24 protein-coding genes and 1 pseudogene are annotated in these 22,999 nt (G+C 41.9%); 9 read left to right on the top strand and 16 right to left on the bottom strand.

Going from position 1 to position 22,999, the window contains the following annotated elements; all coding sequences use genetic code 11:
* Window positions 1-2: 2 nt before the first annotated feature.
* Together AC0T5Z_RS03345 and AC0T5Z_RS03340 are read right to left on the bottom strand one after the other, a co-directional pair.
* Window positions 3-698: a GntR family transcriptional regulator gene (locus AC0T5Z_RS03345; protein ID WP_208011924.1), complete on the bottom strand. Its 696-nt coding sequence runs from the start codon at window positions 696-698 to the stop codon at window positions 3-5.
* Window positions 699-933: 235 nt separating this feature from the next.
* Complete coding sequence (locus AC0T5Z_RS03340) at window positions 934-1,743, bottom strand: sulfite exporter TauE/SafE family protein (protein ID WP_435337377.1); 810 nt, start codon at window positions 1,741-1,743, stop codon at window positions 934-936.
* A 28-nt stretch (window positions 1,744-1,771) separates the two neighbouring features.
* Here AC0T5Z_RS03340 and AC0T5Z_RS03335 point away from each other — a divergent pair, with 28 nt between their 5' ends.
* Both AC0T5Z_RS03335 and AC0T5Z_RS03330 read left to right on the top strand, forming a co-directional pair.
* Window positions 1,772-2,539 (top strand): biotin--[acetyl-CoA-carboxylase] ligase, encoded by a 768-nt coding sequence (locus AC0T5Z_RS03335; protein WP_435337378.1) that lies wholly within the window; start codon window positions 1,772-1,774, stop codon window positions 2,537-2,539.
* Window positions 2,536-3,276, top strand: coding sequence for a type III pantothenate kinase (locus AC0T5Z_RS03330; protein WP_291339567.1), 741 nt, complete (start codon window positions 2,536-2,538; stop codon window positions 3,274-3,276). The genes AC0T5Z_RS03335 and AC0T5Z_RS03330 overlap by 4 nt, the downstream gene beginning before the upstream one ends.
* A gap of 138 nt (window positions 3,277-3,414) precedes the next feature.
* Here AC0T5Z_RS03330 and ffh read toward each other — a convergent pair whose 3' ends face one another.
* Window positions 3,415-4,824 carry a signal recognition particle protein gene (gene ffh / locus AC0T5Z_RS03325; protein WP_291339569.1) on the bottom strand — a complete coding sequence of 470 codons (1,410 nt, stop codon included), beginning with the start codon at window positions 4,822-4,824 and terminating at the stop codon, window positions 3,415-3,417.
* Between the two features lie 139 nt (window positions 4,825-4,963).
* On the opposite strand from ffh, the gene AC0T5Z_RS03320 reads away from it, so the two are divergent.
* Both AC0T5Z_RS03320 and AC0T5Z_RS03315 read left to right on the top strand, forming a co-directional pair.
* The gene (locus AC0T5Z_RS03320; protein ID WP_291339571.1) at window positions 4,964-5,773 is read left to right on the top strand and encodes a cytochrome C assembly family protein; all 810 of its coding nucleotides are present in this window, start codon (window positions 4,964-4,966) and stop codon (window positions 5,771-5,773) included.
* Window positions 5,774-6,088: 315 nt separating this feature from the next.
* Window positions 6,089-7,024 (top strand): tRNA dihydrouridine synthase, encoded by a 936-nt coding sequence (locus tag AC0T5Z_RS03315; protein WP_291339573.1) that lies wholly within the window; start codon window positions 6,089-6,091, stop codon window positions 7,022-7,024.
* A gap of 62 nt (window positions 7,025-7,086) precedes the next feature.
* On the opposite strand, the gene AC0T5Z_RS03310 is transcribed toward AC0T5Z_RS03315, so the two are convergent.
* The 12 genes from AC0T5Z_RS03310 to AC0T5Z_RS03255 all read right to left on the bottom strand — a co-directional run bounded on the left by AC0T5Z_RS03310 (window position 7,087) and on the right by AC0T5Z_RS03255 (window position 15,570).
* A complete protein-coding gene (locus tag AC0T5Z_RS03310) occupies window positions 7,087-8,151 on the bottom strand; it encodes a DUF1176 domain-containing protein (protein ID WP_435337379.1) in 1,065 nt (354 codons plus the stop codon).
* Between the two features lie 106 nt (window positions 8,152-8,257).
* Entirely contained in the window at window positions 8,258-8,881 is a 624-nt protein-coding gene (locus AC0T5Z_RS03305; RefSeq protein ID WP_291339577.1) for a DUF2939 domain-containing protein, read from the bottom strand.
* 143 nt (window positions 8,882-9,024) lie between these two features.
* Window positions 9,025-9,366, bottom strand: coding sequence for a YegP family protein (locus AC0T5Z_RS03300; protein ID WP_168418131.1), 342 nt, complete (start codon window positions 9,364-9,366; stop codon window positions 9,025-9,027).
* Window positions 9,367-9,626: 260 nt separating this feature from the next.
* Window positions 9,627-9,968, bottom strand: coding sequence for a zinc ribbon domain-containing protein YjdM (locus AC0T5Z_RS03295; RefSeq protein ID WP_291339580.1), 342 nt, complete (start codon window positions 9,966-9,968; stop codon window positions 9,627-9,629).
* Between the two features lie 102 nt (window positions 9,969-10,070).
* Window positions 10,071-10,436, bottom strand: a complete 366-nt coding sequence (locus tag AC0T5Z_RS03290) for a DUF488 domain-containing protein (protein WP_291339581.1) — start codon at window positions 10,434-10,436, stop codon at window positions 10,071-10,073.
* Window positions 10,437-10,552: 116 nt separating this feature from the next.
* Complete coding sequence (locus AC0T5Z_RS03285; RefSeq protein ID WP_291339583.1) at window positions 10,553-10,930, bottom strand: ribonuclease E inhibitor RraB; 378 nt, start codon at window positions 10,928-10,930, stop codon at window positions 10,553-10,555.
* 165 nt (window positions 10,931-11,095) lie between these two features.
* Window positions 11,096-12,046: an SNIPE associated domain-containing protein gene (locus AC0T5Z_RS03280; RefSeq protein WP_291339585.1), complete on the bottom strand. Its 951-nt coding sequence runs from the start codon at window positions 12,044-12,046 to the stop codon at window positions 11,096-11,098.
* 258 nt (window positions 12,047-12,304) lie between these two features.
* Window positions 12,305-12,970, bottom strand: a complete 666-nt coding sequence (locus AC0T5Z_RS03275) for an RluA family pseudouridine synthase (protein ID WP_435337380.1) — start codon at window positions 12,968-12,970, stop codon at window positions 12,305-12,307.
* A gap of 130 nt (window positions 12,971-13,100) precedes the next feature.
* Window positions 13,101-13,814, bottom strand: coding sequence for an SIMPL domain-containing protein (locus AC0T5Z_RS03270; RefSeq protein WP_435337381.1), 714 nt, complete (start codon window positions 13,812-13,814; stop codon window positions 13,101-13,103).
* A 118-nt stretch (window positions 13,815-13,932) separates the two neighbouring features.
* The gene (locus AC0T5Z_RS03265) at window positions 13,933-14,184 is read right to left on the bottom strand and encodes a DUF6868 family protein (RefSeq protein ID WP_435337382.1); all 252 of its coding nucleotides are present in this window, start codon (window positions 14,182-14,184) and stop codon (window positions 13,933-13,935) included.
* 563 nt (window positions 14,185-14,747) lie between these two features.
* Entirely contained in the window at window positions 14,748-15,320 is a 573-nt protein-coding gene (locus AC0T5Z_RS03260) for a DUF4126 domain-containing protein (RefSeq protein ID WP_435337383.1), read from the bottom strand.
* A gap of 106 nt (window positions 15,321-15,426) precedes the next feature.
* Window positions 15,427-15,570, bottom strand: coding sequence for a zinc ribbon-containing protein (locus AC0T5Z_RS03255; protein WP_004972403.1), 144 nt, complete (start codon window positions 15,568-15,570; stop codon window positions 15,427-15,429).
* A 309-nt stretch (window positions 15,571-15,879) separates the two neighbouring features.
* On the opposite strand from AC0T5Z_RS03255, the pseudogene AC0T5Z_RS03250 reads away from it, so the two are divergent.
* From AC0T5Z_RS03250 to tnpC, 3 genes and pseudogenes are all read left to right on the top strand, one after another.
* Window positions 15,880-16,262 (top strand): annotated as a pseudogene (locus tag AC0T5Z_RS03250) (transposase).
* Window positions 16,259-16,594 carry an IS66 family insertion sequence element accessory protein TnpB gene (gene tnpB, locus AC0T5Z_RS03245; RefSeq protein ID WP_000618087.1) on the top strand — a complete coding sequence of 112 codons (336 nt, stop codon included), beginning with the start codon at window positions 16,259-16,261 and terminating at the stop codon, window positions 16,592-16,594. The pseudogene AC0T5Z_RS03250 and the gene tnpB overlap by 4 nt, the downstream one beginning before the upstream one ends.
* Window positions 16,595-16,668: 74 nt before the next feature.
* Window positions 16,669-18,294, top strand: coding sequence for an IS66 family transposase (gene tnpC / locus AC0T5Z_RS03240; RefSeq protein WP_473786260.1), 1,626 nt, complete (start codon window positions 16,669-16,671; stop codon window positions 18,292-18,294).
* Between the two features lie 64 nt (window positions 18,295-18,358).
* Here the strand turns inward: tnpC and acnD are convergent, their stop codons facing one another.
* A complete protein-coding gene (gene acnD, locus AC0T5Z_RS03235; RefSeq protein ID WP_291341229.1) occupies window positions 18,359-20,965 on the bottom strand; it encodes a Fe/S-dependent 2-methylisocitrate dehydratase AcnD in 2,607 nt (868 codons plus the stop codon).
* Between the two features lie 256 nt (window positions 20,966-21,221).
* Between acnD and ygfZ the strand changes: the two genes are divergently transcribed.
* Together ygfZ and AC0T5Z_RS03225 are read left to right on the top strand one after the other, a co-directional pair.
* Window positions 21,222-21,944, top strand: a complete 723-nt coding sequence (gene ygfZ, locus AC0T5Z_RS03230; RefSeq protein WP_435337146.1) for a CAF17-like 4Fe-4S cluster assembly/insertion protein YgfZ — start codon at window positions 21,222-21,224, stop codon at window positions 21,942-21,944.
* A gap of 184 nt (window positions 21,945-22,128) precedes the next feature.
* On the top strand, window positions 22,129-22,935 hold the full coding sequence (locus tag AC0T5Z_RS03225) for a tetratricopeptide repeat protein (protein WP_435337165.1): 807 nt from the start codon (window positions 22,129-22,131) through the stop codon (window positions 22,933-22,935).
* The last annotated feature ends 64 nt before the right edge of the window (window positions 22,936-22,999 follow it).

Genomic DNA, 22,999 nt, shown 5'->3' with positions numbered 1-22,999 from the left:
AATTAACGGCGTGAACGTCTTGCCCATGCAAGCTCGATCTGTTTCATACGGGTCAGAGATTCCAACACCAAGTTGCGCAAGTGTCGGCAAAAATCTTCCATAAATAAAGTGGCTTGTTGTGATTTTCTGCTTAAAATTGCATCACTCACCAGTTTAAATAATTCAAAAGATTCTTGTAACTCCCGACGTGAAGTATTTAAGGTCAAAAAGTAACTGCGTCTTAACGATGGCAATAACTCTTGATAGAACTTCATTAAGTATAAATTTCCCACCATATCAGGCTGCTGCGCCAGATATTGAAAAATTAGATCATAAAATTTTTCGGTATTTCCCAAACGGCATTGCTCTGCCAGTTGCAGCAAAAGTTGTTGTAAGGCTTCGGCTTCGTGTATGCGCCACGTATCAGCTATACGCTGCACAATATAGCCTAATAACAAACTGCTGCTGTCAAACAAAGCACGGACTTGCTGTGCCGACATTTCCGACACAATTGCACCACGACGTGGAAAAATTTCTATCAGATGAGTACGTTGCAATAACAATAAGGCTTCACGTACCGAACCACGACTCACGTCTAGTTCTTTGGCGATGCGCAATTCCTGAATACGCTCACCTTCAACCAAATCACCGCTAATAATCTGTTCTGCGATGTGTCGGGCAATTTGTTCCGATAAACTTTCTGATTCTTGTTGTTGCATACTGTTCCTATCTTGTTTTTATAAGATGCAGTGATGAAAATTCGGAGTCACACTCATTTAGGTCATTTCAGGTCATCCCTTGACTGCAAGCATCGCTCCGATACAAGCATCTTTCTTTTTACTGCGAAACAGATCACAACGCCATGACATTGTCCGACAATTTCATGGCGCTAGAGCCAATTTTACACGACTTAAAACAAAACACGGCTTTAAACAAAGAAAGTAGCGACTCAACTTAGAAAAATACCCGCATGCCCTGATATACAAAATAACACCCAACGGTGGTGAGCAAGCAGGCAAAACATTTTTTTAACATCGCTGGCGATAACAAATGCGCCACTTTTGCACCGAGTTTGGCGGTAATAAAGCTCATCACACTAATGCCAATAAACGCATATATGTGGATATAACCAATAGTATTAGGTACTGCAACTTCGGCTTGCTGACCAAACCACATAAAGCCGAGTGCACCCGCCACTGCAATTGGCAAACCGCAAGCCGCTGATGTGGCTACCGCTTTTTGCATGACCACGCCGTAACGGTTTAAGTACGGCACTGTTAAACTGCCACCGCCAATCCCAAAAATTGCAGAGGCAATGCCAATCCCACCACCCGCCATGACTTGCTTGGCGGTTGAAGGCAAATGATGTGAAGGATCAACCGCGATATTTGCGCCTCTAAACATCTTAAAAGCCACCCACAGTGCAAAACCACCAATCAATAACTGTAAGCCTTGCCCCGAAAGGAAATCGGCAATACCTGCACCAACAAATGCACCCACAATTAAACCAGGTGCAAGATTACGAAATACAGACCACATCACCGCACCTTTTTTATGATGTGCCGTAACCGAACTGATCGAAGTTACAATAATGGTTGCCAATGATGTTCCCACTGCCATGTGCATTAACACCGATGGGTCATAATTAAGTTGAGTGAACACAATGTATAAAATTGGCACAATAATTAAGCCACCACCGACACCAAACAGCCCTGCTGCAAATCCAGCAATTGCACCAATCAATAAATATATGATTAACTCCATAAATATATTCCACTATTTGTAAATTCGTATGGATGTAGAAACCCGAGAACTGCAACAACAACTCACTGAAGCAGGACAGCTTCCAGAAGTACTCATTCTGAAGCCGATTACCACTTCCACCAATGATGATGTACGGGAAATTGCACAAAAAGGTGTGCAGAGTGTCTTGGTGTGTAGTACTAGACAAACGCATGGTCGAGGACAACGTCAACGGCAATGGGTATCACCCGAAGGGAACATCTATTTAAGCACATTGCTAAATTTACGAACACCTGTAAATGGGCGTTTGGCTTTAGAAATTGCGTTAAATATCTTGCAAATGCCGAGTCTACTGGCGCTGAATCTACAAGTAAAATGGCCAAATGACTTATACAGCCCACAAGGCAAATGGGGCGGCATCTTAATTGAGCCAATTTCTGCACAGCAAATCATTGTTGGGGTTGGGCTTAATCTTGCTCCTGTCAACTCACCCGTTATTGATCAAAAAACCACGTCCCTGACTGAACTAGGTTTGGTATCTCTTGACCGGGTGCGCCTGATTGCAGAGCTTTATCTTGCCATTCAACAAGCCTGCGACTGGTTTAATCACGATTGTTACAATTTGGCCTCCCGCTTCAATCATCATGCCGCATTTATGCGACAAACAGTTGAGTTTGAACATTTTAAAGGCAGCTGTCAGGGTACTTTTTTAGGCATTCAGGATGATGGCGCGGTGCAAATTGAAACGGTACAAGGACTTGAAATTTTTTATCAGGGACGTTTACGCCCTGTCGATCTTGCCGAGTCATCTTCATGAAAAATTTATGGCTAGATATTGGCAATACGCGCCTGAAATACTGGGTTACAGAACAAGACCGCATCATCGAACATGAAGCAGAATTGCATTTACAATCTCCTGCCGATTTGTTGCTGGGTTTGATTCAACACTTTAAAAGTCTGAATGTGCATAAAGTTGGCGTGTCGTCAGTACAAGATCAAAAGAATAATCAACGCATTCAATTGATTTTAAAAACCCTGAATGTGCCTGTGATTTATGCCAAAGTACATGCAGATTATGCAGGTTTGCATTGTGAATATGATATTCAACAACTGGGGATAGACCGCTGGCTACAAGTGCTTGCTGTGGCAAATGATCCACAAGAAAATTATTGTGTCATTAGTTGTGGTACCGCACTCACTATTGATTTAGCGGATGGACTGACGCATTTTGGCGGTTATATTTTACCCAATTTATATTTGCAACGTGATGCACTGATTCAAAATACTAAAGGCATTAAAATTCCCGATGCTGCTTTTGATGAGCTCACACCAGGACGCAGCACCATTGATGCCGTCCATCATGGTATTTTACTCGGCTTGCTAAGCACCATCGAGCATGTGATTCGACAGTCACCACGCAAACTGATTTTAACAGGTGGCGATGCCCCGTTGTTTGCCAAATTCTTGCAGCAATATCAACCGCAGGTTGAGCAAGATTTATTGCTCAAAGGTCTGCAGCGTTATATTCAATATGCAACACATGAAGTGCAATAATGCTAAACATTGCTCGCATCTGTGCTGATCAGTCTTGCTGTGTAGCTGTAATCTACGAATAAAGAACAACAAAAAAGCAGGCACATTTTTATACACCTGCTTTTTTAACACTTAACTTCTAAGGTGTTTTTAAAACAATTATTTCTTAGTTGGGTCGTTACTACCAAACAATGGCCCCATACCGCCACCACTGAATTGCTTTTGTAAACCACCCAGTGAACGCATCATTTTTGCCATGCCCGATGGATTGGCAAATTTTTTCATCATTTTTGCCATTTGTGCATGTTGCTTGATCAGCTTATTCACTTCTGACACATCCATACCACAACCCGCAGCAATACGTTTTTTACGGCTTGGATTCATCAGGTCTGGGTTACGACGCTCTTTGATGGTCATCGACTGGATAATCGCTTCCATCTTTTTCACTTGCTTTTCAGGATTGGCTTGGGCAATCGCATCTTGAATACCTGAATTGCTCATGCCAGGCAACTTGTCCAAGAAGCCCATCATGCCGCCCATTTTGTTCATTTGCTCAAACTGCATCAGCATATCTTCAAAGTTGAAGCTACCGCCTTTTTGCAGTTTTTTCGCCATTTTTTCGGCTTTTTCTTTGTCGATTTTACGTTCAACTTCTTCGACCAAAGACAGCACGTCACCCATGCCCAAAATACGTTGTGCAACACGTTCAGGGTGGAATGGCTCTAGGGCATCGAGTTTTTCACCCATCCCCAAGAATTTAATTGGTTTACCTGTAATCGCACGAACTGAAAGTGCAGCACCACCACGCGCATCACCATCAGTTTTAGTCAGGATTACACCCGTTAATGGCAAAGCATCATTAAAGGCTTTAGCGGTATTTGCCGCATCCTGCCCCGTCATGGCATCAACCACGAACAAAGTTTCAGTCGGTTTAATCGCTGAGTGTAATGCTTTAATTTCGTCCATCATGTCATCATCGACATGCAGACGACCTGCGGTATCGACAATCAAAACATCAGCAAACTGAATTTTTGCCTGCTCGATAGCACGATTGGCAATATCGACAGGGTTTTCATTGGCATTTGAGTCAAAGAAAATCGCACCCACTTCACCAGCAACTGTTTGTAACTGTTTAATCGCTGCAGGACGGTAAACGTCGGCAGACACCATCGCCACTTTTTTCTTTTGACGTTCTTGTAAAAAACGTGCCAATTTTGCAGCTGTGGTGGTTTTACCCGCACCCTGCAAACCTGCCAACAACACCACAACTGGTGGCTTGGCAGCAAGGTCAAGGCTTTCATTGGCCTCGCCCATCATTTTTGTGAGTTCGTCATAGACAATTTTGACGAACGCCTGACCAGGCGATAACTGAGTCATCACTTCCTGACCCAATGCCTCTTCCTTAACTTTCGCGATGAATTCACGAGTTACAGGTAACGCCACATCGGCTTCAAGAAGTGCCATACGTACTTCACGTAACGTATCTTTAATATTGTCTTCGGTTAGCTGCCCTGAGCCAGTAACATTTCTTAAACTCTGCGTGAGTCGTTCTGTTAAGGTATCAAACATTGCAAATTCCGCTTAAAATAGCCATTAGCAAAAAAATGTTTCTTTAAAATAGAAAATTTATGCACAAGATGCTATAGGATACTGTAGTTCGCATCGAATTTATATAAATGAATATTCATCATCCTGAAAAAGGTTTGACATGATCAGTCTCCCCTTGGTTTATACGATTTTAGCATTAATCGCTTATACCAGTTCTTTTTGGTATTTATTTTCCCATTTAATGTCTAAACGTGCGCCAAATCACTGGTTTATTCGTTCTCTGCTCAGTTTGGGCTTATTACTGCATGCGGCCGTGTTGTATAACGATATGTGGACGCCGATGGGTGTCAATTACAACGTGTTTAACCTGATGTCATTTACTTCAGGTTTAATGTTGTTATTGAGCTTGCTGTTTAGCAGTTACCGCCCTGTTATTGCTTTAAATTTGATTGGTATTCCTGTAGCCGCAGTGGGTTTAATTACAGGCTTTTCATTCAGCCAGCATAATTTATTTATTAACCAAAACTCGATTGGTTTAGATATTCATATTATTTTATCGCTATCTGCCTATGCCGTATTGTTGATGGCAACTATTCATGCCGTGTTAATGTGGTTTCAAAACCGCGAACTCAAAAACAAACAAAAGCGTCGAGTTTGGGTAAATTTGCTGCCGTCTTTGCAAGATATGGAATCTTTGCTATTTGACATGTTGATTGCAGGCTTTGCTTTACTCACAGTCGCATTAGGCTTTGGTTTCTTTACGATAGAACATTTCTTTGCACAGCATTTAGCGCATAAAACTGCCTTTAGTATTATTTCTTGGTTTGTCTATGGTGCATTACTACTTGGACGCTACAAGTTTGGCTGGCGTGGACAAAAAGCGATTCGCTTTACCATTATTGGTTTCTTTTTATTGGCACTCGGTTTTATTGGTTCTAAATTTGTGTTGGAAATGATTTTAGGCAAGTGAGATATTTTTTGTTTGACTTATTCAACGTGTTGGATGATCAATTATTGAAGAGCCTAACCAAGAGGAATGAGCTTTTTAAATGAAGCCAATCATCTAAATGATTTCTAACGATGTAAGTACTTCATTGAAATATCTAGCCAATGATGCACATCAAATGCATGGACTAAATAAAACTTGAGATACAGATCACTGTGTTAAATAAATACATTGAATATTAAAACCTTAGCTACAACCACTTCAATTCAAAACCCTTTTTCTAGACATCCTCCATAAAAAAACGTATAACTCCACTTTTGTTTGAACTGGCAGCATCTTGTGAAACTGATTCTTGCACCCATGGAAGGCTTAACCGACCCCATCATGCGTGATGTACTCACGTCTGTCGGTAGTTTTGATTGGTGTGTGACAGAGTTTATTCGAGTCACAGACAGCATTCTGCCAGATCATATCTACCACACCTTTTGCCCAGAATTACTCACCAACGGCAAAACTGCTGCAGGTACACCTGTGCATGTTCAATTTTTAGGAAATAATCCTGAAATGTTAGCAGCCAATGCAGCCAAAGCTGCGGCGATGGGCGCTCCTGCCATTGATATGAACTTTGGCTGCCCTGCCAAAACGGTCAATCGGCATCGGGGTGGTTCAGTCTTACTCGATGAACCCGAAGTGGTATATGAACTGGTTAAAGCGGTGCGTGATGCCGTTCCTGCTCATATTCCAGTTTCTGCCAAAATGCGTTTAGGTTATATGGATCGGAACTTCATGCTAGAAAATGCGCACGCCATTGAAGATGCAGGCGCAGCATGGGTCACAGTACACGCACGTACCAAAGCCGATGGCTATACACCTCCTGCGTTTTGGGATCAACTGCGCCCGATTCGTGAAGCATTGAAAATAAATGTGATTGCCAACGGCGAAATTTGGAACAATGCAGACGCGAAACAGTGTCGCTTAGAGTCTGGCTGTGAAGATTTGATGATTGGACGTGGTGCCGTGACCACACCCGATTTGACTCAGTGTATTCGTCAAAATTCAGACCTGCCTTTACTGAGTTGGCAAGATTTGCTGCAACTGCAAATTCGCTTTATTCGCGGCCCTGCCAAAACAGAAATTGGCATGCTAGGACGTTATAAACAATGGCTTGGCATGATGTCGAAGCATTACCCCGAAGCCAAAACTTTATGGGATGAAATCAAACGTCTGAAAAAACTGGATGAAATCATTGAAAAATTAGTCGCGCACACGACTTAAACAGTGAATCCATCAAGCTCAAATTTTATCTAAAAATTTCAGCTTTTATTGGTGAGTGTCATCTATTCAACCTTGCTGACAAAGCTTGGCATTTCCCATGCACTACCTGCAAAACCTTTACATTGTCCTGCATCAAACTGATAGCTTTTGACAAAGTGCTGACCAATCCACGCCCATTCAGTTTGACTGAAACAATCACCAATTCCACGTCCTTTTTGATAGGAAAAAATCTGTCCGTTGCTAAATTCTGAAGCAGAATCGGTTACAAATTGCTGTATCTTTTGCAATTTTTTATCCATGACCCAATAAGCCACACCCCAATTATAAGCCCCTCGCCAACAATTTGCCTCAACCAACACCCTATCCTGATTTAAAGGATAAGTATGAATTTGCTGTTCTGCTTGTTCAGGTTCAAACAGCATATAACAATTTTCACGATCTACAGTTTTTTGTAAAATTGGATATAACTTTTCTGCACTGGCTGCAGTAAGCATCTGGGCTTTGGCAATTCGGTATTGAGGCTGCATGCGAATATTGATTTTAGGCATCGCTTGCGCTTTTAAAACCTGCGTAGATGCCTTATTGCCTTTTGCAAATATTGCGGAATCTGTACCCACACGTTTTTGAAATTCATCCATTTTTAACAATACCGCACTTAAGCCTGCATCAGACAATTGCCAGCGTTGCTTAGCTTGTCTTAATTCAATAACGGTATGCTGATGCGCCTGCGACAACAGCTTTTGCACACTGGTAGCAGACAAGTTTGCAATATTTTCATTAAAGCGTAACTGTTGCAAAGCACGACCATTTAAAAATAGTGTTGCTTGAGGAACATCATTTTGAATTTGTAATTGACCTTGTATGGCCTGATTTTGACCTGCTTTACGCGTTAGCAATACGCTAATCGGTTGCTCAAAATTGTCATCAGTTTGGTAACCCGCAGCACGGCAGGTGCCTGTATTATCACAAGCCAACTCCCAGTCTTGATGCTGAAAATATAAGCCTTCAATCGGTGTAGTTTTAGATGTCGCTGTTGTACTTGCTACTGGTGCTGCAATCAACAAAGGGCTAAACAATGCTCCACCAAGTAACAAACCCGCACTCAAACCACCTGATAATTTTTTCATCTTATTTTTCCTGCTAACTATTTTTTTCACCACATGACATTCAACAAACCGGGGGAAAGTTCGAGGAATCAATACCTCGTACCCCATCAATATTCACCTAATCCACCTACTCGCGCACATCTAAACGGATTGCAACAATTTTCCAGCGCCAGTTGCGTGGCTGTAACTCAAATTCGGTAAGTCCCGCATATTGGGTAGGTACTTTAACCACAAAACGGTTCCAACGATGAAAACCACTGCGAATATCTGGACTCGGTTTAAAAGCCTCGGCAAGTTCAACTTGTTGTGCATGCGCACGTGGCAAAATACTAAATCCTGTTTTCCGATGCTGCACAGTCCATTGCTCTGTAGAGGCTTGCGGCAATTGTGAGGATAAATCTGGTAAAGAAATGGATTCCTGCCAAGCTTTGCCCTGCATCAATAAAGCAATACTTTCTGGTGTCAGCAAAACGTCTAGCATTTTATCGCTCAGCTGATCAGTCAATAGCTGCCCCAAAACATTTGGTGCTGAAGAGGATGCCTCAAAACCCATTAACTGCTGTAAACGCTGCTGCACTCGTGGTTTTAAACTGGCTTTAACTTGCGGATAATCTATATAGCTTGAAAGTTGATCTGCCTGATGTTGCTCCACAGCCTGATTGATTTGATACAGGCTCCAATATGGCCCTGCGCACCATACCGCCACCACCGCTATAAGTACCAAAAATATCCGCATCGCCAGTTTTTTCATTAATCTTCTTCTCTACCCAAAAATGCTCAAAGTACTTCACCCAATACAATCAATTGGGGAACTATCCACCACCCCCCTCAAATAAAAAAGCATGCCGCAGCATGCTTTTTATACAAGGCTTAAAATTAAGGATAACCTTTAGGTTAAGCACTTACTGTTAAATCTTTAATAGTACTGCTACTGCCATTGGTTTTAACCGATTCAATGCCTTTTTCACGTGATTGCTCAGTTGTATAGAGCTGGCTTGTACCAATCACCTGATGATTGGCGGCTTTTAAATTAAAATACGGCTTATCATTTTTAGAAGTCAGACGGTCATAACGACCATCTTCCTGACTGTTTTTTTGTACCGAAGCGATACCATTTAAAGCCGAAGCTTTAGCTTTATAGTACTCACTGGTTAAAATTATTTCGCCATTCCCCGCTTTAAGTACAAAACGATATTGTGCATTGCTTGCTTGTGAAACTTCGAACCATCCTGACATAGTGTCCCCCAACTGTTTTTGTGAGTGGTGTTGTTAAGTAATGACTACGTTAAACCTGATTAAAACTTGTTCTTTTCATCTAAAATATAAAGGACTTAGGCAAAATAAAAAAGTATTTTTGTACAAACATTAAAAGTGATGCTGTGTCATTTTTATTGTCACATATCAAAAAACTTAATGATCTTTTTCTTTGTACCCTGCATAAAAAAAGCGCAGGCGACTTCTACAAAGTTGCCTGCGCTTGGTATTTCTAATACAGATTATGCTTTTTTCACATACTCAGATTTTAATTTCATTGCGCCCATACCATCAATTTTACAATCAATGTCGTGACCATCGGCAGCGTCTGGAATTAAACGAATATTTTTCACTTTGGTCCCCACTTTTACAGCAGCAGATGAACCTTTAATTTTAAGGTCTTTAATCACAGTTACCGTGTCGCCATCTGCTAACACATTACAATTTGCATCTTTGATTACAGCAGCCGCTTCTTCAGCTACATCACCTTCTTTCCACTCGTGTGAGCATTCTGGGCAAATGAGCAAGTCACCATCTTCATAAGTATATTCTGACTGGCATTTTGGGCAATTTGGCAAAGACATAAAAAACCTCAAAAACTTTATTATAACATTTTTTACTGATTATTCATAAACTTAAAAACCTTATAAAGCATAAGGATAATAGTTGAATAATACGATGGATTTTTACTCTAACGATGTTAAAGATTGCTCTAAAACATGCTTTAACACCACCACATGATTATGCTGTTCATCTTTTGCAGCAGTAATTAAGGTCACTTTTTGCTGCTGTGCCAGTTTAAGCAGTTCCTGTAAGGTCGCTTCTTGCTGAGTCAGTTCAAGCAGATAACGCTGTTGAAATTCATCCCAGTTTTGTTCAGGGTTTTGGTGATACCACTTGCGTAATTCAGTTGAGGGGGTAATTTCTTTAGGCCAACAATCAATCTGAGCACGCGCTTTAGTCACACCACGTGGCCACAAACGATCGACTAAAACCCGTGTACCATCTGTAGGTACAGCATCTAGATAGGCTCGCTTAATTGCAATATCCATATTGCCTCTTTCTGTTCTACAAGAACGCTGCAAGGCTTGATACTAAAAACCAATCCTTATGTGTCATGCAGAATTAAAAAAGCATGTGATCAACACATGCTTTCGGGAAATCAAATTTATTCTTCGTCTTCGTACCCATCTTCATCATCGTAGACGTAGGCCATACAGCCCCAACCGTCATATTCACCGCCATGCTCTTCGGCAATTTTAGTGAACCATTGTTCTAAATCTACAATGTCTGAATACTCTGGTTCCATATACACATAAATGGTGATAATCCATTCAACAGCATCAGATTCTTCATCTTGAAATAATGAAATTTTTTGCTCTTCTGCCAACAAATACAGCGCACATTTTTCGGCTTGTTCTTGTGTGGTAAAAGCAATGGAGTACTCAATTTCATGTGGCTCTGTCAGGTCATCCCCATCTTCATGCATTTGCCAAAGTACATTACCATTATCATCATCTGGGAATTGCTCATAGTCACGTGTCATGCGAATATCCTTGTTATCTTTTTAGCCAATATATATCTGGCAAGTGACAAAATAGTGAATTCAACATAGCACAATTTTGCCGTACTTGATCAAGTTTTCTGTATTTTGCGCTGACTTTAGTCGGACAGCCCTACAGAGTCTGCATCTTATAGATGCAGCTTATCCTTAAACATTCGCTGCCAGTTTTACTTGCTGTGTGGTGTCAGTGCCCTGTTGCTTAAGGCCAATCACTAAAGATGCAAATTTTAACTCTTCAAGGCGAAGTGCCAAGTAAGATTCTAAAATTTTGCTATGTCCAAAAGATGCCGCATAGTGATTAAGCAAGGTGAAATCATCCTGCAACGCTTGTAGAGATTCCCCTAAATTATGTTGGTTCAACTGGGCTAAATATAAGTCTGCTCTGCTGTTTAATGCATGACTAAGCAATGTTACTGCAGAAAGACGACGCTGCTCATCTACAAATGCACAATAGGCCATTTCATTATTTTGAATCGCTTGCATAATTTTTTGACGCACCTGTAATAAATGCTGTGCTGCATCAGACTGGCTATAGTCTTCAATTAAATGATCGAGTAACTGCTGTGCTGGCAATTGAAACGCAGGGGTATTTTCTTCAATTTTGTGATAAAGCGCGGCAGTCACCTGCTCTAACTTTTGACGTTCTTCTGCTAAATGATAAAAAGCACCCAATTGTTCTTGAGCTGCTTTTAGGGTTTTAGCTTTGGCTTTTTGTTCGTGTTCGACTAAAAAATTACTGACTTTTTCAATTTTTTGTTTGCATTGATCACGCATGTTTTCTGCTTCAGACTTGACCATTTCTACAAACATTTCAACTTGTTGGCGACGTTCCAACACATATTGTTCAACATCTAAAATATCTTGATAATGCTGCAAACTTTCCACACGGTTTTTCAAACTCCCTACTTCTACCCGAAGCAGCGTGAGCTGATGTTCTAACTCGTTACTTTCCAGCTCATCAGTTGCCAAATTGGAGCGAGTGCGGTCTAAATTGTTTTGTAAAGATTTAATGCTAGCAGACAACTCACCGCGACGCTGGATTTGCCAAAAAACAATCACCACAAGAACTACAATTATTGCGCCCAATATATACAACATAACTTTGCCTCCCACCCCATCGGCCTGCCCCGTTCAAGTGATGCGTTTTTCACGCAAAAATCACTTCAACCTCAAGTTGCAGCCCCAAACACTCAACACAAAAATTTTAAAATAACCAATCAACCTCCTTTTTGTGCAAGGAAAATGAAAATCTACGGTTATAGCGTTAAATTAACTAGTTCTTGGGATGATGGCTATCCCAAATTTTGAGTATTTTCACAATAATTTGAAAAAAATGTGACTGTTAGAAAGAAGTGATTAAAAAGGAAGCTGTGCCCGAATTTCTACAGCTTCATGACTCAACGGCTGAGTAAACGCCAAATAGCTGGCATGCAACGCCATTCGTTTTAAAGGACTTTGTTGCGGCTGAGGATGATATAACTTATCGCCTGTGATTGGGTGACCAATATATTGCATGTGTACCCGCAACTGATGCGAACGCCCTGTAATTGGCGTCAGCAATACACGGGTAATATCTTCATCGGCCCGATATTCCAAAGCCTGATACAACGTTTCTGCAGGCTTGCCTAAATCGAAATGCACAATTTGCCGTGGGCGGTTTTCCCAGTCAGTAATTAAAGGCACATCGACACTGCCCTCACCTTCAAGTTTGCCTTGAATTAAAGCAATGTAGTTTTTTTCTACTGTTCGTGCCTGAAACATTTTACTCAATGCGACTTCTGCATCACGATGCTTGGCAAACATTAAAATACCCGATGTCGCCATATCTAAACGATGGGCAATTTTTGCATTGGGATGCTGAGCTAAAACTCTTAAATAGGCACTGTCCTGATGTTCAGGCAAACGTCCTGGCACAGACAACAAACCTGCGGGCTTATCAATAACCAGCAAATCATCATCTTCATAGACAATTTCTAAAGGTTCTTGTGGGGGTGCGTAAATAAAGTTGTCGTTTAAAGCCATGAACTACAGCACGCAAAGTGGTGCGGGCAAAATATCAAGCACAGCCCGAGCTGTCAATTCAGTCGGGCAAAGTCCTTGTTTTGCTTAAGCAATTAATGAAGTCTATTTCCTGACTGAGTGATTTGCGACATCAGTCTGCCAAATAATATTCTACGGTAGACACCACACGAACTTTTTTCAAATAGGGTGTATTGCTGTCACGATCTTCAATACTAAATACGCCCTGATTGGCTGATTTAATTTTGCCTAAACGGCTGTCAGAATCTGCGGCAAATTTTTCTGCAACACTACGGGCATTTTGTGTGGCTTGCTCAATCATGGCAGGTTTAATGTCATTGAGTTGCGTATATAAATATTCGGTGCGTTGCCCATAATCTTCACCACCAAAGGCTATTCCATTTTTACCTAAATCGACCAAACGGCTTTGTGCGCTGCGCACTGTATCAATATTTTTGGTATAGACCGTAATGGTTTGATGCGCGGTATAACGCAAGGCGACATTACCATCTCCACCATATTGTTGGGCATATTTATCGGTAATCACAGGTGCAGCAATGGTAATTTCTTCTGCAGCAAAACCTTCATTTTTTAAAAAGTTTTGAATTTGTGCAGTCTGACTTTGCATGGTGTCATATAAAGCAGCTAAATCTTGACTGGCTGCGCTAAAACGAATGGGCCACACCGCTACATTGGCTTTTACTTCTCGTTCAGACAAACCTTTGACTGAAACCACACGCTCATATTGTTTAATTTTAAGTGCGCTGTTGCCCAAAATCCAACCCGCGAGCACCATCCCCAAACAAATTAGACCGCCTAAAATTAGTGCAGGTTTAAAATGATTCATGTTTGTAAACTCCTTAAATTGCGGGCTTTTCGCCTCTATTTCAATGGACGCGTGTTTTTAATGTACTGTTTCAACCCGTTGTTTCTATGATTTTGATGCGTGTTTATATCGTTTTAAATTAATGTCGCATCATATTTAGCGCGATGAGTGGCGCGATATTCAATAGCAATACCCCAATTTTATAGACCGCCATGCCGCCATAATGAATGGCATCAAAACTTGCGTCTGACAATTTGAACCATCTACCATGTAACTGTCGCAGCCAGTCATGCACGAAAACTACTACCAAAAACCACAACATTAAAATGGCATAGTTGATCAATGCGCAGGCAAGTAACAAACGACACCAAAAATCGTAATCAACACTCATCACACCTAATTAGATGTAGATAATCATTGCAAATTAACAGAATTAAACGAACAACTTGATGGGAGTTTTGTAGCAGAAATACGGAATAATATTCATTTAAACTTTTATTTTATTTCGATTTTATTTTCTTGATCTTGTTTTATTTTTTATATTTTCAACAATATTCTTTAGGGTGTTAGGGAAAACAACTGTGGTTTACTTCAACTATCATGCTGGATAAGTCATAATCTTATAGCCTATAAACTTTTGGTTTATAGCGTCCTAAGCCGAATCGAGACCTTTTGGGTAAGTACTACACGCACGTTGTACGCAACTGGTAGCAATCTACTCTTTTCGATCCCCATCACACCCTTGAGATATATAGTAGTGATTTGGGGTTGGAATTGTTTCCCCGAAATGATTTTATTTTGATTTATTTTTAAAATTTTTATCACTTTTTAAGTCATATTTTAGAAAATTTCCCAATTCTAAATTTTTTTCGCACTCAAATCATCAAATAAAGTTTAAATATTGAATTTATTACCACACTTATTTTTAAAAAAATTTTCAAACTGACCAAAAATCTATGTTGAGGATTCAACACCTTTGTTTTGGCCTCGAATCCAACGAATTGCCCAAATTAAGGTCAGCAGTACTACAAATACTACCAATACAGGCACAATGAAGGACAACACTGAAAGTACGACAGCCCCAATCCACTCTCCTGTAGAAATCACAGGATTTGCAATACCGCCTGTCGTTGCGGTAGATACACCACGTACCGCCACCGTGCTCATTTGCACAACACCCGCTGTACCGCCACCGACAATAATGGCCGAAGCCCAACTGACAAATTGTGACATTTCACCACTGCTTACAGCCATAGTGGTCAGTGTGCCTGCAATCATGGCAGCAGGTGTGGCAACGGTGTCGAGCATATTATCGACCCACGGCACATAATATGCGGCTATTTCACTGATTGTTGCCACGGTCAAAGCCAGACAAACAGCAGGCATTGCCAACCATTCAAAACCTTTTAAGGGTTCAAACCAACCCATGAGCGCGGCGACACTCATGACCAGCAAAGGCACGAAAACCCGAAAACCACTGGCAGCACTTAGCCCAATGCCGACACATAAACCCAGTATTGTTTCCATGTTGTACCTCATTACCTTGGGTTTTCTATGGCTAAAATAGCAAAAAGCCCCATCGGGTGATAGGGCTTTAGATTAAAACAGGATCTGCTGTTTTATGTCGTGTAGCTTAGGCAACCTTGTTGTTATATTGGGTGCCATGGCATTTGGTACACGGTGGTAGACGGTCTGTACCAATTTCTAAGTAAACGCGATGCCCGCATTGGACACAAAAATAGAAGCCTGTTCCTGGTTTATCACCTGCAGTTACCATCTTTGTTCTCCGTGTGGTTTAGAAATGGTCAATCCAGTATATCTATTCTGTGATGATTGTCTACTGTCCATTTTGACAGATGATGAGGGCAGTTGGGCAAAGGATGATTTAGGCAGAAAATTAAGTCGGGTTTACAAGGAGTTTGCCTATGCAATCTAAGACAATCCCTATCTCAATAAAAAAAGACCCCATCATTTAGATAAGGTCTTTTTGTAAAAATAATGTAAGCATCCGGCTAACACAGCCTTACCAAGCGATCCTATAAGCCTTAATTTAGTTCCCACCTAAAAACAAGTGGGGACTTAATCCATGAACATGGATATATATTCAGCAACACCTCCTGTTGCTAAAAAACGCAGAACATACAGCAAAGAATTCAAACTCAGTATTGTCAATGCCTGTAAAAATCCTAATACCTCGATCGCTTCGGTCGCACTGCAACATAGTATTAATGCCAACCTTGTCAGTCGTTGGATCAGGATCTTCAGCCATCATGAGGGTGCCGTGCAGGATCCTACTCATGTGAATCCAGCATTTATGCTTTGCCTTACACTGCTGCAATCAGCCAACCTATTGATGAGAGGATCACGTTGTGTATCACCGTGCCTCATACGAATAATGATATTCAGCTAAAATGGCAGACATCAGAAATATCTGCTTTAGCAGAATTACTCAAGGCACTTGCAACATGATCCGCATTGATGAAATCTGGCTTTCTACCCAACCTCTGGATATGCGAGCAGGGATGGATACTGTCATGGCTCAGGTGGTGAGAGCCTTTGGCTACATCAAACCGCATTGTGCTTACCTGTTCTGTAATAAACGTGGCCATCGCATGAAAGTACTGGTACATGATGGATTGGGCATCTGGCTGTGTGCCCGGCGGCTGGAACAGGGCAAATTTCACTGGGCTCAAGTTCACCAAGGTGAAACCGTGGCCCTCAGCCCGGAACAGTTACAGGCACTGATCCAGGGTTTGCCCTGGCAGCGCATTGGACGACAGCAGGTGGTGACGATGCTTTAAACCAGGCTGCTCCATTCTGCTATTCTCCAAACGTTCTATTTCATTCTTCTCATGACCTCAGGCATACTGCGGTCATGAATACGCTGCCTGACTTAAGCCAACTGACCCATGAACAACTGCTGGAATTTACCAGACAGTTGGCGCTGCAGCATCAGTCTCTAGCACAATCAAACCAGCAATTAGATGCCAGAGTTCAACATCTTGAAGTCACCAATCAGCAATTAGATTCTAAAGTTCAACATCTTTCTATTCTCAATCAAAAATACGAGCATGAACTCGCACTATTTAAACAGCACAAATTCGGCAGTAAAAACGAACATCTCACTGCAAAACAAATCCATCTGTGGGATGAAGCGGTTGAAGAAGATATTGCCGCGGTTGATCTAGAACTGGAACGGCTAAATGCAGATAAAACCAATGCAGCGACACAGAAAGCCAAAACCAATAAACCTAAACGTCGACCACTGCCAGATCATCTACACACCATCCGTATTGAGCATGAACCTGCATCAACCCAATGTGCTTGTGGCTGCCAACTCCGTCGTATCGGCGAAGATGTCAGTGAAAAACTGCATTTCAGACCGGCACAGTTCTATAAGGAACAGCATGTGCGTGGTAAATGGGTCTGTGATCAGTGTGACACTCTGACTCAGCAAGCGATGCCCGCCTATGTGATTGATAAAGGCATTGCTTCACCTGAATTGCTCAGCCATGTGCTGGTATCGAAGTATGCCGATCATTTGCCGCTGTACCGTCAGCGCCTGATCTATCAGCGGGCTGGCATTGATCTGTCCAGATCCACTTTATCTGACTGGATAGGTCGCTGCGGTGTAGAACTGGAACCTCTGGCCAATGCCTTAAAAGAGGTGGTGCTGCAACAGCGGGTGCTGCATGCAGATGAAACACCGGTCACCATCATGCGGATGGGTGAGAATAATAAAAAACCGAAGAAAGGTTATGTCTGGGCCTATGCCACCACACAGTATAATCCAGTTCAGGCGGTGATCTATGACTTTCAGGATAGTCGTTCAGGCCAGCATGCTGAAGAGTTCTTGAAAGGCTGGCAGGGCTATCTAGTCTGTGATGATTACAGTGGTTATAAAGCACGTTTTAAATCAGGCCAGGTGATTGAGGTAGGGTGCATGGCCCATGCACGTCGTAAATTCCATGAACTGCATGTAACTGGGAAAAGTCAGATCGCTGAACAGGCATTACTGATGATTCAGAAACTGTATGCGATAGAAGCAGAACTCAGGAAAAAGACCGATAGTACAGCAGAACACCGCCGCGAATACCGACAACAGCACAGCCAACCGGTGATGCAACAACTATATGAATGGCTCAACCAACATCATCTGACAGTGCCATCGAGTTCTCCAACCGCCAAGGCCATCAATTACACTCTGAAGCGTTGGCCAGCTTTAAGCCGCTATCTGGATGATGGCAATCTACCTATTTGCAATAATTGGGTCGAGAATCAGATGCGTCCCTGGGCGTTGGGGCGCAAGAACTGGCTGTTTGCTGGCTCGCTGCGCAGCGGCCAACGAGCTGCCAATATCATGACTTTAATCCAGTCAGCAAAACTGAATGGCTTGGATCCGTATGCCTATTTAAGTGATGTGCTGAAAAGGTTACCGACACATAAAGTGACCCAGATTGAAGAGTTACTGCCACACTGCTGGAAACCTAAATTGAATTAAAAATTGGTATGGGATTCAGCGGACGCTTACAAAATAATTAACTAGATCATTTTAGATCAAAGCATCAAGCCACATTCCCTTCCAAGAAGTCCTGCGCAAAGCGTTGCAATACACCGCCCGCTTCATACACAGACACTTCCTCTTCAGTATCTAAACGACAGGTTACAGGCACTTCAATCGTTTGGTTTTTACCATCATCCGTTGAACGCTCAATCACCAAAGTCAAAGTTGAACGTGGTGCAATGTTACCAATCACGCTATAAAGTTCCGTACCATCCAAACCTAAAGTTTTACGGTTTACACCCGCTTTAAACTCAAGAGGCAATACGCCCATACCCACCAAGTTGGTACGGTGAATACGCTCAAAACCTTCAGCCACAATTGCTTCCACACCCGCAAGACGCACACCTTTTGCAGCCCAGTCACGGCTTGAACCCTGACCATAATCCGCACCCGCAATAATAATTAACGGCTGCTTGCGGTTCATATAAGTTTCAATCGCTTCCCACATACGCATTACTTCGCCTTCTGGCTCAACACGCGCTTTAGAACCTTGCTTAATTGTGCCGTCTGAACGTACCACCATTTCATTAAACAATTTCGGATTCGCCAAAGTTGCACGTTGTGCAGTGAGATGATCACCTCGGTGCGTTGCATAAGAGTTGAAATCTTCTTCTGGCAAGCCCATTTTTGCCAAATATTCCCCTGCTGCCGAATCTAAAATAATCGCATTCGATGGAGATAAATGGTCTGTGGTGATGTTATCGCCCAAAATTGCCAACGGACGCATATTGGCCAATGTACGTGGAGCCGCCAATGCACCTTCCCAGTATGGCGGACGGCGGATATAAGTACTTTGTGGACGCCAGTCGTAGAGTGGACTTTCAGATTTTTCTGACTCACCCAAGTCAAACATTGGAATATACACTTGGCGGAATTGTTCAGGTTTAACCGATGCTTTCACCAAAGCATCAATTTCTGCATCAGATGGCCAAATATCTTTTAAGTAAATTGGGTTACCATTTTGATCTGTACCCAAAGCATCCTTTTCGATGTCAAACCGAATAGTGCCCGCAATCGCATAAGCCACAACCAATGGTGGAGATGCCAAGAAAGCTTGTTTTGCATACGGATGGATACGACCATCAAAGTTACGGTTACCCGAAAGTACCGCAGTCGCATATAAGTCACGATCAATAATTTCTTGCTGAATGGCTGGATCTAATGCACCAGACATACCGTTACAGGTGGTACATGCATAAGCCACAATACCAAAACCAAGTTTTTCTAAGTCTTTCAGTACGCCTGCTTCTTCCAAATACAATGCAGCCGCTTTAGAACCTGGTGCAAATGATGATTTCACCCAAGGTTTACGCAGCAAACCCAATTCATTGGCTTTACGTGCCAACAAACCTGCTGCTACAGTATTACGCGGGTTTGAGGTATTGGTACAAGAAGTAATTGCCGCGATGATGATGGCGCCATCTGGCATTAAACCATCGCTACGTTGTTCTACCACACCCGCAATGCCTTTTTCTTTCAGGTCAGATGTTGAAACACGTGCATGCGGATTCGATGGGCCTGCAATGTTACGCGTTACTGTTGAAAGGTCAAAACGTAACACACGTGGATACTCTGCCTGAGTCATTTCAGATGCCCAAAGACCAATTTCTTTAGCATAAGTTTCAACCAGTTTTACCTGATCTGCTTCACGACCTGTTAAGGTTAAATAGTCGATGGTGTTTTGATCGATATAGAACATGGCAGCGGTTGCACCATATTCAGGTGTCATGTTGGAAATCGTGGCACGATCACCCACCGACATGCTATCTGCGCCTTCACCAAAGAATTCTAAATAAGCACCGACGACACGCTCTTTACGCAAAAACTCGGTTAAAGCCAACACGATGTCTGTTGCAGTAATCCCTGCTTGACGCTGACCAACCAACTCAACACCAATAATATCGGGCAGACGCATCCAAGAAGCACGACCCAACATCACATTTTCAGCTTCAAGACCGCCTACCCCCACAGAAATGACACCCAAAGCATCGGTATGTGGTGTATGTGAGTCTGTACCAACACAAGTATCTGGGAATGCAATGCCTTCACGGTTTTGAATCACTGGGGACATTTTTTCTAGATTGATCTGGTGCATGATGCCGTTGCCCGCAGGAATCACATCAACATTTTCAAACGCAGTTTTCGTCCATTCAATAAAGTGGAAACGGTCTTCATTACGACGATCTTCCACTTCACGGTTTTTACGGAAAGCATCTGGGTCAAAACCGCCATATTCCACCGCTAAAGAGTGATCGACAATTAACTGGGTAGGTACAACAGGATTCACTTTAGAAGGGTCGCCACCCTGTTCGGCAATCGCATCACGCAAGCCTGCCAAATCCACCAATGCAGTTTGACCTAAAATGTCGTGACACACTACACGCGCTGGATACCACGGAAAATCATGCTCTTGTTTACGCTCAATCAATTGTTTTAAAGATTGTTCTAAAATTGCGGGATCACAACGGCGCACTAACTGTTCTGCAAGTACTTTTGAGGTATAAGGAAGTTTGGCATAAGCGCCTGGCTGGATCTCTTCAACGGCTTGTCGCACGTCATAAAAATCGAGCTGAGTGCCTTGCAGTGGTTTGCGGTAGTTGTTATTCATCTGGTGTTCGCCCTTACTCTATTGTTCTCAACATCTTATGGGATGATTATTTTCCCTGGTCGAAAGCATTGTACGCCGCCAAAAACCCATTTCCCAAATCTTATATATTTCATATACTTAAATACAAAAACAGGGGTTTTTGAAACATTTAATTACATTTTGAGTAAAATTATTGCCCTAAAAATGCTTTTTTTTGAAAAATAGCGCAAAATTGACCTCATTCTTTAGTCTTAGATTTTATTGTGAAAGGTTATTCATGCGCGATTTAGCTTTCTGTGCTTTAAGTTTAAACGGTGTTGATACACAAAAATTCCTGCAAGGTCAGGTGACCGTCAATGTCGAAACCTTAGCTGAAAATACAACGTGTTATACTGCAATTTGCAGTTTAAAAGGACGCGTTCAGTTTGGTTTATGGCTTAAAAAAAACTCGTCTGAAAGTTTTGAAATAATCAGCACTGCCGACCAAGCCGAAGATTTAGCCAAACACATTAAAAAGTTTGGCGCATTTTCAAAAATGCAGCTTGAAACCATCGGTACGGTTTACCCAACCATTCAGGGCAATCAAACTGAGTTTTCAACTGAAGTCACCGATTTAAACGCATGGCAGCTACAAGCGATTGACACAGGTCAAGCGTGGATTCAAGCCTCAACAGCAGAAGTGTTTCAGCCACAGGAATTGCGTTTGCATCAACGAGACGGCGTGCATTACGACAAAGGCTGTTATTTGGGTCAGGAAGTGGTGGCACGTTTATGGTTTAAAGCCAAACCGAAACGCTGGTTGCATTTAATTCAAGGTTCAGGCGAAGTCCCTGCACCTGCTGCCAAACTGAATAATGATGTAGAAGTGGTAAATAGCATAGCAACTGCAGATGGTTTTAAAGCGTTAGTGGTTGCTAAACCAAGTGCTTTGCAAGAATTATCTGTACAAGTGTTAGATTTACCTGAACATTTAAATGGCGATGTCGCCCGCCCGCAATAGACTTAAAAAAATTGGTTATATCACGAGGGAATCACAAGATTCCCTCGTTCTTTTCTGTGATTTGAATAATTCACAGTTTTTATATTTACATTCACACTTTTCAACTTATGATGAATGCACCACTGCAAAACAAAAGTACATCAATGGAGTGATGTGCAAAAGAGAACAAGGTAAAACTCAAATGATGAAAAAACTACTCATTGCGGGCGCAATCGTCCTATCTAGCAGCATCAGCATGGCAAATAGCAACATTCCAACCGATCCTGCTTTTGCCAAGATTGAACAATTAATGCAAGCCAACAAGATTAAAGATGCCTTTCTGGAATTAGAAAAACTTGCCAAAGCAGACAATGCACAAGCCATGTATAACTTAGGCTATTTGACGCAAACAGGACAAGGCACAGCAAAAAATGAAAAGAAAGCCATTCAGCTGTATGAGCAATCTGCCAAAAAAGGCTACCCTGTTGCAAGTTATGTTTTAGGTAAAAACTATCTTACTGGCGCACTGGGTTTAAAACAGGATGCTGCCAAAGCCAAACAATATTTACAGACTGCATCCAATCAGGGTTTTAATGATGCTACAGTAGATTTAGCAGTTTTATATTTCTCAGAAAATACGGCGGCATCTGACCAAAAAGGTTTAAAGCTATTACAACCCTTAATTGCCAAAGATTATTATCAAGCCATACATGCCAAAGCCTTGTATGATATTAGCATAGGCTTTAAAAACAAAGACGAAGCACCCATTAAGCAAGGGTTGCAAAGCATTCAAAACTTGGCCCAAAAGGGCTATATTCCTGCACTAATGGCAGTAGGCAATATGTTTGTGAATGGTAATATCGTGCCGCAAAACTTGCCTGAAGCGAAAAAGATTTTTGCTTCACTGGCACAGGAAAATGTACCCCAAGCCCAAGAATCATTAGCTATGGTTGAAAAAATGATGGCAGATCAAGCCAAAGCTTCCAACAAGGCAACCGCTAAGAAAAGTTAAGATAGTTTCTTTATAAAAGCTATTAATCAGAGAAATTTTAAAAAAAGTCTGTATCAGCGTAATA

This window comes from Acinetobacter pengchengensis (assembly GCF_982235305.1).
This window is presented reverse-complemented; position numbering and strand designations above follow the sequence as displayed.